General features: G+C 60.1%; 13 protein-coding genes and 1 tRNA gene. All 14 read right to left on the reverse strand.

Translation table 11 applies throughout. The annotated features are described in order from the left end of the window. Positions 1-149: GTP-binding protein (locus G502_RS21795; RefSeq protein WP_245560687.1), on the reverse strand; the 149-nt coding region annotated here is incomplete at its 3' end. Between the two features lie 51 nt (positions 150-200). After that, positions 201-2,279: an elongation factor G gene (gene fusA, locus G502_RS0101050; protein ID WP_022726809.1), complete on the reverse strand. Its 2,079-nt coding sequence runs from the start codon at positions 2,277-2,279 to the stop codon at positions 201-203. 24 nt (positions 2,280-2,303) lie between these two features. Next, positions 2,304-2,774: a 30S ribosomal protein S7 gene (gene rpsG, locus G502_RS0101055; RefSeq protein WP_022726810.1), complete on the reverse strand. Its 471-nt coding sequence runs from the start codon at positions 2,772-2,774 to the stop codon at positions 2,304-2,306. An 11-nt stretch (positions 2,775-2,785) separates the two neighbouring features. Continuing rightward, a complete protein-coding gene (gene rpsL, locus G502_RS0101060; RefSeq protein ID WP_022726811.1) occupies positions 2,786-3,157 on the reverse strand; it encodes a 30S ribosomal protein S12 in 372 nt (123 codons plus the stop codon). 383 nt (positions 3,158-3,540) lie between these two features. After that, the gene (rpoC, locus tag G502_RS0101065) at positions 3,541-7,728 is read right to left on the reverse strand and encodes a DNA-directed RNA polymerase subunit beta' (RefSeq protein WP_022726812.1); all 4,188 of its coding nucleotides are present in this window, start codon (positions 7,726-7,728) and stop codon (positions 3,541-3,543) included. 55 nt (positions 7,729-7,783) lie between these two features. Further along, positions 7,784-11,953, reverse strand: coding sequence for a DNA-directed RNA polymerase subunit beta (gene rpoB / locus G502_RS0101070; RefSeq protein ID WP_022726813.1), 4,170 nt, complete (start codon positions 11,951-11,953; stop codon positions 7,784-7,786). 227 nt (positions 11,954-12,180) lie between these two features. After that, positions 12,181-12,564 carry a 50S ribosomal protein L7/L12 gene (gene rplL, locus G502_RS0101075; protein WP_022726814.1) on the reverse strand — a complete coding sequence of 128 codons (384 nt, stop codon included), beginning with the start codon at positions 12,562-12,564 and terminating at the stop codon, positions 12,181-12,183. A 48-nt stretch (positions 12,565-12,612) separates the two neighbouring features. Further along, positions 12,613-13,131 (reverse strand): 50S ribosomal protein L10, encoded by a 519-nt coding sequence (gene rplJ, locus G502_RS0101080; RefSeq protein ID WP_022726815.1) that lies wholly within the window; start codon positions 13,129-13,131, stop codon positions 12,613-12,615. Between the two features lie 257 nt (positions 13,132-13,388). Further along, complete coding sequence (gene rplA, locus G502_RS0101085) at positions 13,389-14,105, reverse strand: 50S ribosomal protein L1 (protein WP_022726816.1); 717 nt, start codon at positions 14,103-14,105, stop codon at positions 13,389-13,391. A 4-nt stretch (positions 14,106-14,109) separates the two neighbouring features. Continuing rightward, complete coding sequence (gene rplK / locus G502_RS0101090) at positions 14,110-14,538, reverse strand: 50S ribosomal protein L11 (RefSeq protein WP_022726817.1); 429 nt, start codon at positions 14,536-14,538, stop codon at positions 14,110-14,112. 82 nt (positions 14,539-14,620) lie between these two features. Further along, the gene (gene nusG / locus G502_RS0101095; RefSeq protein ID WP_022726818.1) at positions 14,621-15,151 is read right to left on the reverse strand and encodes a transcription termination/antitermination protein NusG; all 531 of its coding nucleotides are present in this window, start codon (positions 15,149-15,151) and stop codon (positions 14,621-14,623) included. Positions 15,152-15,154: 3 nt separating this feature from the next. Beyond that, a complete protein-coding gene (gene secE / locus G502_RS0101100; RefSeq protein WP_022726819.1) occupies positions 15,155-15,352 on the reverse strand; it encodes a preprotein translocase subunit SecE in 198 nt (65 codons plus the stop codon). 80 nt (positions 15,353-15,432) lie between these two features. Then, positions 15,433-15,508 (reverse strand) — tRNA-Trp (locus G502_RS0101105). A 53-nt stretch (positions 15,509-15,561) separates the two neighbouring features. After that, positions 15,562-16,752: an elongation factor Tu gene (gene tuf / locus G502_RS0101110; protein ID WP_022726820.1), complete on the reverse strand. Its 1,191-nt coding sequence runs from the start codon at positions 16,750-16,752 to the stop codon at positions 15,562-15,564. Between the last annotated feature and the right edge of the window lie 76 nt (positions 16,753-16,828).

Raw genomic sequence — 16,828 nt, forward strand, 5'->3', positions numbered from 1 at the left:
ATGGCGTCGTACGCCATAACCTGACCCGTGCCAGACTCCGCCATCACCTTCGTGATCGCCGCCGTCAGCGTCGTCTTACCATGGTCAACGTGACCTACCGTCCCAATGTTGCAGTGCGGCTTCGTCCGCTCGTATTTCGCCTTCGCCATGGCTCTTTCTTCTCCGTGTCGAAAAGTGTCTCTTCTGTTTCGCGTCTATAGTCAGGCCATCTTCGCCTTGACCTCGTCGGCCACGGCCTGAGGCACGCGGTCGTAGTGGTCGAAGAACATGGTGAACTGTGCCCTACCCTGGCTCATCGAGCGCAGGGTGTTGACGTAGCCGAACATGTTGGCCAGCGGCACCATGGCCGAAACCACACGGGCGTTGCCGCGGCTGTCCATGCCACTGACATTGCCGCGACGGCTGTTCAGGTCACCAATGATGTCGCCCATGTACTCTTCAGGCGTCACGACCTCAACCTTCATCATCGGCTCCAGCAGCACGGGGGCCGCTTTTGGAACACCTTCGCGGAAGGCCGCACGGGTGGCGATTTCGAAGGCCATAACACTCGAGTCGACGTCGTGGTAAGCACCGTCAACCAGGGTGACCTTGAAGTCGATCATCGGGAAGCCTGCAATGACGCCCGATTCCATGGAGTTCTCGATGCCCTTCTGAACGCCGGGCACATAATCCTTGGGAACCGAACCGCCCACAATGGCGTTCTCGAAGATGAAGCCGTCACCCGCTTCAAGAGGCTCGAACACCAGCTTGACGCGTGCGAACTGACCGGAGCCACCCGTCTGCTTCTTGTGCGTGTAGTCCACTTCCGCCTGGCGGGTGATACTTTCGCGATAAGCAACCTGAGGCGCGCCGACGTTCGCGTCAACCTTGAACTCACGACGAAGCCGGTCGACGATGATGTCCAGGTGAAGCTCACCCATGCCCTTGATGACGGTCTGACCGCTTTCGTGGTCCGTGGACACCCGGAAGGAAGGATCTTCCTGTGCCAGACGCGCCAGCGCCATGCCCATCTTTTCCTGGTCGGTCTTGGTCTTGGGCTCAACGGCAACCTCGATCACGGGATCGGGGAATTCCATCTTCTCCAGGACCACCGGGTTGGCAGGATCGCACAGGGTCTCACCCGTTGTGGTGTCTTTCAGACCGGCAAGCGCAACGATGTCGCCGGCAAGGGCCTCGTCGATATCCTCGCGATGGTTGGCGTGCATCAGCAGCATGCGGCCGATACGCTCGCGCTTGTTCTTCATCGAGTTGAGGATCTGCGTGCCCTTCTTCAGGGAACCGGAATAGACGCGTACGAAGGTCAGCGAACCAACGAAGGGGTCGGACATCACCTTGAAGGCAAGTGCCGACATCGGTTCGTCATCACCCGTCTTGCGAATTACCGGCTCATCGGTCTCGGGCTTGACGCCGCGAATGTCGGGAACATCCACCGGGCTCGGCAGGTAATCGACGACGGCATCCAACAGCGGCTGGACACCCTTGTTCTTGAAGGCCGAACCACACATCACCGGCACGAACTTGAAGTCGCAAGTGCCCTTGCGAATGCAGCGCTTGAGCGTTTCCTCGTCAGGCTCGGTACCTTCGAGATAGGCCTCCATGGCCTCGTCATCCTGCTCGACCGCGGATTCAATCAACTTCTCGCGATACTCGGCGGCCTGGTCCTGAAGGTTCGCGGGAATATCCTGATACTCCCACTCGGCACCAAGCGATTCGTCTTTCCAGACCTGGGCCTTCATCTTCACGAGGTCGACAACACCCACGAAGTCACTCTCAGCGCCGATCGGCAACTGCAGAACCATCGGTGTCGCGCCAAGGCGATCGACGATCATGTCGATACAGCGGAAGAAGTCGGACCCCATGCGGTCCATCTTGTTGACGAAGCAGATCCGCGGAACCTTGTACTTGTCCGCCTGACGCCAGACCGTCTCGGACTGCGGCTCGACACCGGACACCGCGTCGAAAACGGCAATCGCGCCGTCCAGAACACGCAGCGCACGCTCGACCTCAATGGTGAAGTCCACGTGGCCGGGCGTGTCAATGATGTTGACACGATGGTCGTTCCAGAAGGCCGTCGTAGCAGCGGAAGTAATCGTGATTCCGCGCTCCTGCTCCTGTTCCATCCAGTCCATCGTGGCCGCACCGTCATGGACTTCGCCAATCTTGTGACTGCGGCCGGTGTAATAGAGAACCCGCTCGGTGGTGGTCGTCTTACCCGCATCAATATGGGCCATGATGCCAATATTGCGGTAACGATCCAGCGGTGTAACTCGGGACGACATAGTTTGCCTCTCTTGCCTGCGGGCTTACCAGCGATAATGCGAGAATGCGCGGTTGGCCTCGGCCATACGGTGCGTATCCTCGCGCTTCTTTACGGCAGCGCCGCGATTATTGGCTGCATCCATCAGCTCGCCTGCCAGGCGAGCCGTCATGGTCAGCTCGGAACGCTTGCGCGCAGCCGCGATCAGCCAGCGCATTGCAAGCGCCTGGCCGCGCTGGGCGCGCACTTCGACCGGAACCTGATAGGTGGCGCCACCGACACGGCGAGAGCGCACTTCGATCTCCGGGCGAATGTTATTCAGCGCTTCATGAAAAACGGTGAGAGGCTCCCCGGCACCCTTGGAGCTCACGGTATCAAGCGCCCCGTACACAATGCCTTCGGCGACAGACTTCTTGCCGTCAAGCATGATGTTGTTCATGAACTTGCTGAGCACGAGGTCGCCGAACTTTGGATCCGGCAATACTTCACGTTTTTCGGCGCTATGGCGACGCGACATCTGCGCTCTCCTTACTTCGGACGCTTAGCGCCGTATTTCGAACGGCGCTGACGGCGCTTGGAAATACCCTGGGTATCCAGTGTGCCGCGAATGATGTGGTAGCGGACGCCCGGAAGGTCCTTCACACGACCGCCGCGGATCATCACCACGGAGTGCTCCTGAAGGTTATGCCCCTCGCCGGGAATGTAGGCCGTCACCTCGTAGCCGTTGGTCAAACGCACACGCGCAACCTTACGCAGTGCAGAGTTCGGCTTCTTCGGTGTCGTTGTGTAGACACGTGTGCACACCCCGCGCTTCTGCGGGCAGGCCTCCATCGCTGGAACTTTGTTTCGCGTAGCCTCGGGTTGACGCGGCTTGCGAATGAGCTGGTTGATCGTCGGCATGCGATCGCTTTCCTAAATAGCCATATGTAGTGCGAAACAAACGCCAGCGCTGGAACAACGGATTGTTCCCGCCGGCGTTTACGCTATTCCGGGCCAACAAAGCCCTATGTGATTTCGTGCTTCCTCCGGAACTGCGTCTGGCCCGCGTGAACGGGGCCACCACCAGCTCCCTATCTGGAACAGGCGCGCATAGTATTTTGGCGCCCCTGCCTCGTCAACCCTGCTTCGTGGGCTTTTGGACAAGTTTTCAGAACCTTGCAAAGTATAGAGAACTCGCAAGATTATTCCGCCCCTGCCATAGCGGGTGATACTTTATAAGTCAGACAGGAAAAGGGCGCCCTCGAGGACGCCCTTTCCCCAGAATTCACCGCTGTCGACTCCACTCAGGCGACAGAGCTTTCCTTGTCGTCGCCGCCTCCGGACGCGCTCTCGTCGACCAAGGCGGTCGAGTCTCCACCCTGCTGCTCCATGGCGTCCTTGTCGCGATCCGCCGCAATCCGGCGGAAGCGATTCATGACCGCCCCGGTCCCCGCAGGGATCAGACGCCCCACGATCACGTTCTCCTTCAGACCAATCAGGTCATCCGTCTTGCCGTTCACGGCTGCTTCGGTCAGGACACGAGTCGTCTCCTGGAACGAGGCTGCCGAGATAAAGGAGCGAGTATGCAGACTGGCCTTCGTGATGCCCTGAAGGACCGGGCTGGCAGTGGCCAAACGACCTCCCTCGGCCAGGGCCTTGTCATTGGCCTCACTGAACTCGTCACGGTCGATCTGCTCACCGGCAAGGAAAGTCGTATCGCCCGGATCCGTGACCTCGACCTTCTGCAGCATCTGACGAACCACGACCTCGATGTGCTTGTCGTCGATCTTCACGCCCTGCAGGCGATAGACGGACTGCACCTCGTTGATGAGGTATTCGGCCAGAGCCTCGACCCCCAGAACCTCCAGGATATCGTGAGGAACGGGGTTGCCGTCCATCAGCATGTCGCCCACGCGCACATAATCCCCTTCCTGAACGGCAAGGTGCTTGCCCTTGGGGATCATGTACTCGCTCGCCTTCAACTCGGTGTCGTCGGGGCGAACGATGATACGGCGCTTGGTCTTGTAGTCGCGACCGAACTCGACACGCCCTTCGGTGTCACTGATGATCGCGTAATCCTTGGGCTTACGCGCCTCGAACAGCTCGGCAACACGTGGCAGACCACCGGTAATGTCACGCGTCTTGGTGGATTCACGCGGAATACGCGCCAGGACGTCACCGGCCTTGACCTGTGCACCATTCTCCACCGACAGAATCGCGTCCACCGACATGTAGTAGCGTGCCTCCAGGCCATTGGCCAGCTTGACCACTTCGCCATTTTCATCACGCAGAGTGACACGCGGACGCAGGTCACTGCCACGTGGCTGCTGCTTCCAGTCGATCACCACGCGGTTGGAGATGCCGGTCGTCTCGTCCATCACTTCACGCATGGACAGGCCATCGACCAAATCGACGTAGTTCGCAGTACCCGCCTTCTCGGTGATGATCGGGATGGTATAGGGATCCCACTCGGCCACCTTCTGGCCCTGCTGCACGCTGTCGCCTTCCTGGACCAGAAGACGCGCACCATAGGGGATGCGGTGCCTGGCCTTCTCACGGCCATCGTCGTCCTGCAGGATCAACTCAAGGTTCCGGCTCATGACCACGTTGACGCCTTCAGAGTCGGCGACCACGTTGAAGTTCCGGATGGTGACATTGGCATCCTGCGAGGCCTCGATGCTGGACTGCTCGGCACCACCCTGGGCCGCACCACCGATGTGGAAGGTCCGCATGGTCAGCTGCGTGCCCGGCTCGCCGATGGACTGGGCGGCAATGACGCCCACGGCCTCACCGATATTCACCTCGGTGCCACGGGCCAGATCACGGCCATAGCAATTGGCACAGATGCCACCGTGGCTCTCACAGGTCAGGGCCGAACGGATACGAACCATATCGATACCGGCCCGATCGATGTGATCCACGGCCTCCTCGTCGATGATCTGGTTCTTCGCGACAACAACCTCGCCACTCTGCGGGTCTAGGATATCCTCAAGGGCCGTACGCCCAAGAACCCGCTCGCTCAATGGCGCGACAATCTCGCCACCGTCGACGACGGCGCGGACGTTCAAGCCACGTTCGGTTCCACAGTCCGTCTCGATGACGATGGCATCCTGTGCCACGTCAACCAGACGCCGGGTCAGGTAACCGGAGTTGGCGGTCTTCAGCGCAGTATCGGCCAGGCCCTTTCGGGCACCGTGGGTCGAGTTGAAGTACTCGAGCACAGTCAGGCCTTCCTTGAAGTTCGAGATGATCGGCGTCTCGATGATCTCGCCCGACGGCTTCGCCATCAGGCCGCGCATCCCGGCCAACTGCTTGATCTGGGCCGCGGAACCACGAGCACCGGAGTGGGCCATCATGTAGACGGAGTTGATGTCGCGGCCGGTGTTGACCTGCATCACCTTCATCATCTCGTCGGCCACCTTGTCGGTACAATCCGACCAGACGTCGACGACCTTGTTGTACTTCTCGCCGCGGGTAATCAGGCCTTCCTGGTACTGGGTCTCGAACTCCTTGACCTGATCCTGGGCCGCTTCGACCAGCTTGTCCTTGGATTCCGGAATGATCAGATCATCCTTGCCGAAGGAGATACCGGCGCGGCAGGCATAGCCAAAGCCAAGCGTCATCACCTGGTCACAGAAGATGACCGTCTCCTTCTGACCGCAGTGGCGGTAGACGATGTCGATCACCTCCTGCACATCCTTCTTGGTCAGCAGGCGGTTTACCAGGCTATAGGGCAGGCTCGAATGCTTCGGCATGATCTGTCCCAGAAGCATCCGACCCGGCGTGGTTTCCAGGCGCTGCCATACCAGCTCGCCATGCTCGTCCATGGTCTGGATACGCGCATTGATTTTGCTGTGCAGCGTGATGGCACCGTTGGCCAGCCCATGCTCGACCTCGCCGATGTCCCGGAAGGACATGCCTTCACCGGGCTCACCTTCGGATTCCATCGACAGGTAATACAGGCCCAGAACGATGTCCTGGGACGGCACGATGATCGGCTTGCCGTTGGCCGGGCTGAGGATGTTGTTGGTGGACATCATCAGCACGCGGGCTTCCAGCTGGGCTTCCAGGGACAGCGGCACGTGTACCGCCATCTGGTCGCCGTCGAAGTCGGCGTTGAAGGCCGTGCAGACCAGTGGGTGCAGCTGGATGGCCTTGCCCTCGATCAGCACCGGCTCGAAAGCCTGGATGCCAAGACGGTGAAGGGTCGGCGCACGGTTCAGCATCACTGGATGCTCGCGAATGACCTCTTCAAGGATGTCCCAGACCTCGGGACGCTCCTTCTCCACCATGCGCTTGGCCGCCTTGATGGTCGATGCCATCCCGTAGAGCTCAAGCTTGGAGTAGATGAAGGGCTTGAACAGCTCCAGCGCCATCTTCTTGGGCAGACCGCACTGGTGCAGCTTCAATTCGGGACCCACCACAATCACGGAACGGCCCGAGTAGTCGACGCGCTTGCCAAGCAGGTTCTGGCGGAAGCGCCCCTGCTTGCCCTTCAGCATGTCGGACATGGACTTGAGCGGACGCTTGTTGGCGCCCGTGATCACGCGTCCACGCCGCCCGTTGTCGAACAGCGCGTCCACGGACTCCTGCAGCATGCGCTTCTCGTTGCGCACGATGATGTCCGGTGCCCGCAGTTCGATCAGGCGCTTCAGGCGGTTGTTGCGGTTGATGACACGACGGTAGAGGTCGTTCAGGTCGGAAGTCGCGAAACGACCGCCATCCAGAGGCACAAGCGGGCGCAGCTCTGGCGGAATGACCGGGACAACATCCAGGATCATCCACTCGGGACGCGAGCCGGACTCCTGGAAAGCCTCGACCAGCTTCAGCCGCTTGACCAGCTTCTTGCGCTTGGCCTCCGAGTTGGTATCGCGCAACTCATCGCGCATGTCCTGGCGCTCCTGCTCCAGGTCCAATGCGGTCAGCATGTCCTTCAGGGCCTCGGCACCGATTTTGGCGGTAAAGGCGTCCTCGCCATACTCTTCCTGAGCGTCGAGGAACTCTTCCTCACTGAGAAGCTGGTTCATCTTGAGCGGTGTCAGACCGGGCTCGATCACGATGAAGTTCTCGAAGTAGAGCACGCGCTCCAGTTCCTTCAGCGTGATGTCGAGCAACAGACCGATCCGGCTTGGCAACGACTTCATGAACCAGATGTGCGCGACCGGGCTTGCCAGCTCGATGTGCCCCATGCGCTCGCGGCGCACCTTGGACAGGGTGACTTCCACCCCGCACTTCTCGCAGATGATGCCCTTGTACTTCATGCGCTTGTACTTGCCGCACAGACATTCGTAGTCCTTGATCGGACCGAAGATCCGCGCACAGAACAAGCCGTCACGCTCGGGCTTGAAGGTTCGGTAGTTGATGGTCTCCGGCTTCTTGATCTCGCCAAAGGACCAGGAGCGAATCTGCTCCGGGCTGGCGATCGAGATACGGATCTGGTCGAAGCTCTGCGGTCCACTGGGTTGACCGAAGATATTCATCAACTCGTTCATGGCTGTCTCCAGCTAGCGGTTAAGTCCTGCATTTCCAACGATTACCGGGGGTTGCTCAGTAATCGCTCTGCCGCAGGTCAACATTGAGCCCGAGGGATTTCAGTTCCTTCACGAGCACATTAAAGGATTCCGGGACGCCGGCTTCGAAGTTGTCCTCGCCCTTGACGATGGCTTCGTAGACCTTGGTACGGCCCGCCACGTCGTCCGACTTCACGGTCAACATCTCCTGCAGCGTATAGGCGGCGCCATAGGCCTCGAGGGCCCAGACCTCCATCTCACCGAAACGCTGCCCGCCGAACTGGGCCTTGCCGCCCAGCGGCTGCTGGGTGACCAGGCTGTAAGGCCCGATGGAACGGGCGTGGATCTTGTCGTCCACCAGGTGGTGCAGCTTCAGCATATAGATGTAACCGACCGTCACCTTCCGCTCGAAGGTCTCACCCGTGCGTCCATCGATCAACGTCACCTGTCCGGAGGAATCCAGACCGGCCTTGTTCAGCATGTTGACGATATCGGGCTCACGGGCCCCGTCGAAGACAGGAGTGGCAATCGGAACACCGTTCTCAAGGTTGCCGGCCAGTTCGAGGAGGCCCTCGTTGTCCAGCCCGGAAATCTCCTGCTTGTATTTGTCGTCATCATAGATATCGATCAGCTTGTCCCGCAGGTCATCCAGGTTGCTGTTGTCCCGGACCTCCTGCAGCATGTCGCCGATCTGCTGGCCCAATGCCGCACAGGCCCAGCCCAGATGAGTCTCCAGGATCTGACCAACGTTCATGCGGCTTGGAACACCCAACGGATTGAGCACGATATCCACCGGCTTGCCATCCTCGGTGTGGGGCATGTCCTCCATGGGGATGATCTTCGAGATCACACCCTTGTTGCCGTGACGGCCGGCCATCTTGTCGCCGGACTGCAGCTTGCGCTTCACGGCAATGAAGACCTTGACCATCTTCATGACGCCCGGGGGCAGCTCGTCGCCACGCTGGAGCTTCTCGACCTTGTTCTCGAAGCGCTTCTCCAGCTCCTTGACTGATTCGTCGAACTGCTTGACCAGCATCTCGATATCGGATTGCCGCGTGTCGTTCTTCACGGCAATCGACCGCCACTGACCCGGCGTATAATCGGACAGCACCGTCTCGGTGATCTTGGTGCCAGCCTTCATGCCCTTGGGGCCGCTCTGGACTTCCTCATCCAGCAACAGGTCCTTCAGGCGGTTGTAGAAGCTGCGCTCCAGGATGGCCTTCTCGTCGTCTCGGTCCTTGGCCAGACGCTCGATCTCGGCCTTTTCGATGGCCAGGGCGCGTTCGTCCTTGTCCACGCCGCGGCGCGAGAAGACCCGCACTTCGACCACGGTGCCGCTGACACCCGGTGGCAGGCGCAGGGACGTGTCACGCACGTCCGAGGCCTTTTCGCCAAAGATGGCCCGCAGGAGCTTTTCCTCAGGGGTCATCGGAGATTCGCCCTTGGGCGTCACCTTGCCAACCAGGATGTCGCCGGCATTCACCTCGGCCCCGATATAGACCATGCCCGCCTCGTCGAGATTGCGCAGGGCATCCTCGCCGACGTTGGGAATGTCACGGGTGATCTCTTCCTGACCCAGCTTGGTGTCGCGGGCCATGACCTCGAATTCCTCGATATGGATCGAGGTGAAGACGTCATCGCGCACGATGCGCTCGGAGATCAGGATGGAGTCCTCGAAGTTGTAGCCGTTCCAAGGCATGAAGGCGCAGAGCACGTTTCGGCCCAGAGCCAGCTCGCCCAGATTGGTCGAGGGTCCATCGGCAATGATATCGCCCTTCTCGACCACGTCCCCCATCTTCACCAGAGGGCGCTGCGTAATGCAGGAATTCTGGTTCGAACGCTGGAACTTCAGAAGGTTGTAGATATCGACGCCGGACTGCTCATGGTCAGTCTCGTCGGTCACGCGGATCACGATGCGGGTGGCGTCCACCTGGTCGACAATGCCGCCACGACGAGCACCGATGGCCACACCGGAATCCCGGGCCACCGTATCTTCCATGCCGGTTCCGACCAGTGGGGCCTCGCTCTGGATGAGCGGCGTCGCCTGCCGCTGCATGTTCGAGCCCATCAAGGCACGGTTGGCGTCGTCATTCTCAAGGAAGGGAATCAGGGCCGCTGCCACCGAAACAAGCTGCTTGGGCGAAACGTCGATGTAGTCGATTTCTTCCGGACGGGCCATGATGTAATCGGCGCCGCGACGGCAGGAAATCAGGTCGTCGACGAACTTTCCATTGTCGTCCAGGGTGGAGTTGGCCTGCGCCACGGTATAGCGCACTTCCTCCATGGCCGAGAGATAGATCACCTCGTCGGTCACGACACCGTTCTCGACCTTGCGGTACGGGCTTTCGATGAAGCCGTACTGGTTGATCCGTGCATAGGTCGCCAGCGAGTTGATCAGGCCGATGTTCGGACCCTCAGGGGTCTCGATCGGACAGATACGGCCATAGTGCGTCGGATGCACGTCGCGCACCTCGAAGCCTGCACGCTCACGGGTCAGGCCACCCGGCCCCAGGGCCGACAGGCGGCGCTTGTGCGTGACCTCCGACAGCGGATTAGTCTGGTCCATGAACTGTGACAGCTGGGAGGAGCCGAAGAATTCGCGCACCGCAGCGGCCGCCGGCTTGGCGTTGATCAGGTCATGGGGCATGACGCTGTCAATCTCGACCGAGGACATGCGCTCGCGAATGGCACGCTCCATGCGCACCAGGCCCACACGGTACTGGTTCTCCAGCAGCTCACCGACCGAGCGAACGCGGCGATTGCCCAGATGGTCGATGTCATCGATCTCACCGCGTCCGTCCTTCAGGTCGTGCAGGACACGCAGGATCTCCAGGATGTCTTCCTTGCGCAGGACACGCAGCTGGTCGTCGGTCTCGAAGCCCAGACGGGCGTTCATCTTGACGCGGCCCACCGGCGACAGGTCATAGCGCTCGGAATCGAAGAACAGGCTCTGGAACATGGCTTCCGCCTGTTCCAGGGTTGGCGGCTCACCCGGGCGCATGACGCGATAGATGTCGATCAAGGCATCCTCGCGCGTCATGTTCTTGTCGTTGGCAAGCGTGTTGCGCAGATAGGCGCCGACATTCACGTGGTCGATGGCCAGCAGCTGCAGGCTGTCGATCTTCTGCTCTTCCAGCTTGGTCATGATCTCGGCGGTAAGCTCGTCACCCGCTTCGACCAGAACCTCACCGGTATCCTCATTGATGCAGTCTTCGGCTACATAACGGCCCAGCAGATCATCGTTGGAGATCAGGACGTCCTTCAGACCTTCTTCGACCAGCTTCTTGGCCGCACGCGGCGTGATCTTCTTCCCGGCCTCGACAACGACCTGTCCGCTATCGGCATCCACCAGGTCGCTGATCAGTTTGACACCCTTCAGCTTCTCCGGCTCGAAGGGCGTACGCCAGCCATCCTTGGAACGACGAAAGGTTTCCTGTCCATAGAAGGCAGCCAGCATTTCCTCGGGCGACATGCCCTGGGCCTCGCTGGGCTCCACCGTCTTGCCTTCCTCAGCGCGCTCGGCGCGCAGCTTGGCTGTCGCCTCGCTGTCCAGCGCCATAAGCAGCGTTGTCACGGGCAGCTTGCGCCGGCGGTCGATGCGCACCTGGATGATGTCCTTGGCATCGAACTCGAAATCCAGCCAGGATCCGCGATAGGGGATCACCCGTGCTGCAAAGAGATACTTGCCCGACGAATGGGTCTTGCCGCGATCGTGATCGAAGAAGACACCCGGACTGCGGTGCATCTGCGAAACGATCACGCGCTCGGTACCATTGACAATGAAGGTACCATTCGCCGTCATGAGCGGCATATCGCCCATGTAGACGTCCTGCTCCTTGATGTCGCGAATGGAACGGGACCCGGTGTCCTCGTCCACATCCCAGACAACAAGCCGCAGGGTCACCTTCAACGGTGCGGCATAGGTCATGCCACGCTGCTGGCATTCCTCCACATCGTACTTGGGCTCTTCAAGCTCGTAGCGCACGAACTGCAGATCAGCACGCGCAGAGAAATCCTGAATCGGAAAGACCGACTTCAGAACTTCCTGAAGCCCGCTGTCGGTTCGCTCTTCCGGATTGATCCCCACCTGGAGAAACTGGTCGTAGGAGCTTTTCTGCACCTCGATCAGGTTCGGCATCTGGGTTACTTCCGGAATCCGTCCGAAAGATTTGCGAATCCGCTTACGACCGGTGAACGACATCGCCATGTCAGACCCTCGTTCCCACTTCTAGGCCATCCGGAATCATGGATGGCGTGTTTCCAAAATCCGGAAGTCCAACCGGACTTCCGTATGAACCCGTCTTTAACGCCCTGGCTCCCGAGGGGCGTTCCCGAAAGGGAATACCTACTACAGACGCAAAAAGCCGGTCCGGTGCGCCGCCCTTGCAGCGCACCGGCCGGATAGCTCCGTCCACCTGAAAAGGTGGGCTACTGTCACTTGATTTCGACAGTCGCACCAGCCTCCTCGAGCTTCTTCTTCATCTCGGCGGCCTCGTCCTTGGAAGCGCCTTCCTTGATGGCCTTCGGCGCATTCTCGACCAGGTCCTTGGCCTCCTTCAGGCCCAGACCGGTGATGCCGCGCACTTCCTTGATGACGTTGATCTTCTTGTCGCCGGCACTGGCCAGAACGACATCGAACTCCGTCTGCTCTTCCTCAGCAGCAGCGGCTTCGCCACCACCGCCACCGCCGGCAGCAGCCACTGCCACCGGAGCGGCAGCACTGACGCCCCAGTGCTCTTCAAGCTTCTTGGAAAGTTCTGCAGCTTCGAGAACCGTGAGCTTTGACAGCTCCTCTACCAACTTGTCTAGATCAGCCATTTTTCAATTCCTCATTAGGCTTGAGCTTGTAAAACTTCGCGTGCCGTCTCAAGCGGCCTCGTCCGTGGCGCCGTATGCCCCGAAAACACGGGCAAGCTGGCCAGCCGGTGCCTGCAGAACACCCGCCACATTCGTGGCCGGGGTCTGAAGCAGACCAACAATCTTGCCGCGCAATTCGTCCAGGGACGGTAGGGCGGCGAGCGCCTTGACACCGTCTTCATCGAGCAGTTCACCGTTAAGCGAACCGCCGATAATGGTCAGTTTGTCGTTCTTCTTGGCGAACTCCGCACAGACCTTTGCCCCGGCAACCGCATCGTCCGAGATCGCGAGTGCGGTCGGACCGGTCATCAGAGGCGACAGTGCCTGGAACTTCGTGCCGTCGAGAGCGAGCTTCGCGAGACGATTTTTCGTGACCTTGTAGTTGGCCCCTGCATCACGCGCTTTCCGGCGCAGCTCCATCGACTGTGCCACCGTCAGACCCTTTTGCTGGGTGACGACGACCGATGTTGCTGAGTCGAAACGCTCGCGCAAGGACGCAACCAACGCTTCTTTTTCTCTGCGGTCCACGTCTTTGCTCCCTCTGGAAAGCCAGAGTCGGAACCCTGGCATCCGGTTGCACGAGAACGGCTGCAAAAAGCACCCGTTCGGTTCGCCTGTCCTGGAAGCTCAAGCCTGCTCCGGCCATACAGCCGGAAGAAAGTCTATCGCTTCCTGTCTATGCAGGCCCAATGGCTTAAGATCCCTGGGGATCACCTGCAGTCTCGGACAGGTCGGAGCCGCCGAAGCGGCTCCTGCGCTCCAGGTCCGAAGACCCGGAGAATTCATCATGCGGCCTTGGCCGCACCACTCGTCGTGATGCTGCTTACATCCAGCCGCACACCCGGACCCATTGTCGACGAAATGGAGGCCTTCTTCAGATAGGTCCCCTTTGCGCCGCTGGGTTTTGCACGATTGATCGCGTCAACGAAGGCGCGGACATTCTCGACCAGCTTGTCAGCATCAAAGCTGGCCTTGCCTACACCGGCGTGAACAATGCCGCTCTTCTCGGCGCGGAATTGTACCTGGCCGGCCTTCGCCTCCGAGATGGCCGAAGCCACATCGTTGGTCACGGTTCCCAGCTTGGGGTTCGGCATCAGCCCACGCGGACCAAGCACGCGCCCCAGCTTGCCAACCACGGGCATCATGTCCGGCGTGGCAATCACGCGCTCAAAGTTCATATGGCCGTTCTGGATCTGCTCGGCAAGGTCATCGTCCCCGACAATATCCGCGCCGGCCTCCCGGGCCTCCTCGGCCTTGGCGCCTTTAGCGAAGACGGCCACACGGATGGTCTTTCCGGTTCCGTGCGGCAGGTTGGCGGCGCCGCGCACGTTCTGGTCTGCGTGCCGCGGGTCGATCCCCAGGCCGAGCGACAGCTCGATCGTCTCGTCAAACTTGGCGTTGGCGCGTTCCTTGACCAGCTTCACGGCCTCTTCCAGGCCATAATGCTTGTCACGGTCCAGGCCTTCACGCAGCGAGGTTACTCTTTTTCCTGTCTTGGCCATCGTCTTACTCCGTCACCTCGAGGCCCATGGACCGTGCGGTCCCGGCAATGATGTTGCAGGCGGAGTCAACGTCGTAGGCGTTGAGGTCCTCCATCTTCGCCTCGGCAATCTCGCGGATCTGATCCATCGAGACCTTGCCGGAAGTCGCCTTACCGGCCGTGGAAGAGCCCTTCTGCACTTTGGCAGCCCGCTTCAGGTAGTAGCTGGCCGGGGCCGTCTTCGTCACGAAGGTGAAGGAGCGGTCCGCATAGGCCGTGATGATGACCGGCGTGGGCGTGCCTGGCTCGATGTTCTGCGTCTCGGCATTGAAGGCCTTGCAGAACTCCATGATGTTCAGTCCGCGCTGACCCAGTGCGGGACCAACCGGGGGAGACGGATTGGCCTTGCCCGCCGGAATTTCGAGTTTGATGTAACCTACTATCTTTTTTGCCATTCTCTATACCCTTCGTATCAGGCAGCACGGTCCGGCCATGGCGGGCCTCCCGCGCGGAAACCAAGGTTCAAAAAGCTGGAATTCAGACTTTTTCAACCTGTGTGTATTCGAGCTCGACCGGAGTCGACCGCCCGAAAATGGAAACAAGAACCTTCAGGCGCGCACGCTCTTCGTCCACTTCCTCGACGGTCCCGTTGAAGGACATGAAGGGCCCGTCGGCCACGCGCACCTGCTCTCCAATCTCGAAGGTCACCGAGGGCTTTGGCCGCTCGACACCTTCCTGTACCTGGCGCAGCATGTCTTCGGCTTCCCTGTTGGAAATCGGGACCGGACGCCCCTTTGCCCCCAGGAAACCTGTTACCTTCGGCACCGACTTGACCAGATGCCAGGTCTCGTCGGTCAATTCCATCTTCACCAGGACATAGCCCGGGAAGAACTTGCGCTCGGTGTTGACCTTCTGTCCGCGACGGACCTCGACCACTTCCTCCATGGGAACCAGAACTTCCGTGATCAGGTCTTCCATGCCCTGGGCCGCAATCTGCTCGCGAATGCCATCGGCCACGCGACGCTCGAAACCGGAATAGGCGTGAACCACGTACCAGCGCTGTGCCATTCCTTAACCTCCCAGCCCGAGTATCTGACGGACCGAGAAGGACAGAACCTGGTCGACAACGAAGAAGAAGACAGCCGCCAGGAAAACCATGATGAAGACCATGATCGTGGTCACGATGGTTTCCTTGCGGGTCGGCCAGGTCACCTTGCGGATTTCCTGGCGAACCTCGCGTACGAACTGGCCGGGATTGGTCTTAAGCATGTAAATTCAATCCTCGAACGCCCTGACCTCTCAGCCGGACGGGTAAACGGGAAGGCCTCAGCCTTCCCGGAAAAACCGCATGGCAGGAGTGGAGGGACTCGAACCCCCAGCCCCCGGTTTTGGAGACCGGTGCTCTGCCAGTTGAGCTACACTCCTATTCAGCGTCAACAACGCCTCCGGACCTGCGTTCTAGCTATACCCGGTTAACTCTAGTCGACGATGGAAGCGACGACGCCGGCGCCGACGGTACGTCCGCCTTCGCGAATGGCGAAGCGCAGGCCCTCGTCCATGGCAATCGGTGCAATCAGCTCCACGTCCATCGAGACGTTGTCGCCCGGCATCACCATCTCCGTGCCTTCCGGAAGCGTGACAACACCCGTCACGTCCGTCGTACGGAAATAGAACTGCGGACGGTAGTTCGTGAAGAACGGCGTGTGACGGCCACCCTCGTCCTTGTTCAGAATGTACGCCTCCGCCTTGAACTTCCTGTGCGGCGTGATCGTGCCCGGCTTCGCCAGAACCTGACCGCGCTCAACATCATCACGACCAACACCGCGCAGCAACGCACCGATGTTGTCACCGGCCTCGCCCTGGTCCAGAAGCTTGCGGAACATCTCAACACCGGTCACCGTCGTCTTCCGCGTGTCATGCAGGCCGACAATCTCGACTTCCTCGCCAACCTTCACGACACCGCGCTCAACACGCCCCGTCACAACAGTCCCGCGACCCGAAATCGAGAACACGTCCTCGATCGGCATCAGGAACGGCTGGTCCTTCGGACGCTCCGGCGTCGGAATGTAGTCGTCAATCGCCTGCATCAGCTCAAGGATCGAATCATGGCCCAGCTTCTGGTCCGTGTCCTCGATCGCCGCCAGCGCAGACCCCTTGATGATCGGAATGTCGTCACCCGGGAAGTCGTAGCTCGACAGAAGCTCGCGTACCTCAAGCTCAACCAGCTCAAGAAGCTCCTCGTCGTCAACCTGGTCACACTTGTTCAGGTAAACCACCAGGGCCGGAACACCAACCTGGCGGGCCAGGAGAATGTGCTCGCGCGTCTGCGGCATCGGGCCGTCCGCGGCAGACACAACCAATATGGCCCCGTCCATCTGCGCCGCACCCGTGATCATGTTCTTCACATAGTCCGCGTGTCCCGGGCAGTCCACGTGCGCATAGTGGCGGTTCGCCGTCTCGTACTCAACGTGCGCCGTCGAAATCGTGATCCCGCGCGCCTTCTCCTCAGGCGCCTTGTCAATGGCGTCATACGCCATGACCTGACCCGTGCCAGACTCCGCCATCACCTTCGTGATCGCCGCCGTCAGCGTCGTCTTACCATGGTCAACGTGACCAACCGTCCCAATGTTGCAGTGCGGCTTCGTCCGCTCGTATTTCGCCTTCGCCATCTTAATCCAGACTTTCTGCTATCCGACTTTCTTGCTTCCTGTACAGGCCGCAAAGGGCCCAACGACTGATTCGGCA

Origin of the sequence: Fodinicurvata sediminis DSM 21159 (assembly GCF_000420625.1) — a bacterium.
GTDB lineage: Bacteria > Pseudomonadota > Alphaproteobacteria > Kiloniellales > DSM-21159 > Fodinicurvata > Fodinicurvata sediminis.

Excerpts from the sequence above, each read along its gene's own strand:
- rplL (WP_022726814.1), bottom strand. The coding sequence starts at position 12,564 with ATGGCTGATCTAGACAAGTTGGTAGAGGAGCTGTCAAAGCTCACGGTT.
- tuf (WP_022726820.1), bottom strand. The coding sequence starts at position 16,752 with ATGGCGAAGGCGAAATACGAGCGGACGAAGCCGCACTGCAACATTGGG.
- rpoB (WP_022726813.1), bottom strand. The coding sequence starts at position 11,953 with ATGGCGATGTCGTTCACCGGTCGTAAGCGGATTCGCAAATCTTTCGGA.
- rplK (WP_022726817.1), bottom strand. The coding sequence starts at position 14,538 with ATGGCAAAAAAGATAGTAGGTTACATCAAACTCGAAATTCCGGCGGGC.
- rpoC (WP_022726812.1), bottom strand. The coding sequence starts at position 7,728 with ATGAACGAGTTGATGAATATCTTCGGTCAACCCAGTGGACCGCAGAGC.
- rpsL (WP_022726811.1), bottom strand. The coding sequence starts at position 3,157 with ATGCCGACGATCAACCAGCTCATTCGCAAGCCGCGTCAACCCGAGGCT.
- rpsG (WP_022726810.1), bottom strand. The coding sequence starts at position 2,774 with ATGTCGCGTCGCCATAGCGCCGAAAAACGTGAAGTATTGCCGGATCCA.
- nusG (WP_022726818.1), bottom strand. The coding sequence starts at position 15,151 with ATGGCACAGCGCTGGTACGTGGTTCACGCCTATTCCGGTTTCGAGCGT.
- fusA (WP_022726809.1), bottom strand. The coding sequence starts at position 2,279 with ATGTCGTCCCGAGTTACACCGCTGGATCGTTACCGCAATATTGGCATC.
- rplA (WP_022726816.1), bottom strand. The coding sequence starts at position 14,105 with ATGGCCAAGACAGGAAAAAGAGTAACCTCGCTGCGTGAAGGCCTGGAC.
- secE (WP_022726819.1), bottom strand. The coding sequence starts at position 15,352 with ATGCTTAAGACCAATCCCGGCCAGTTCGTACGCGAGGTTCGCCAGGAA.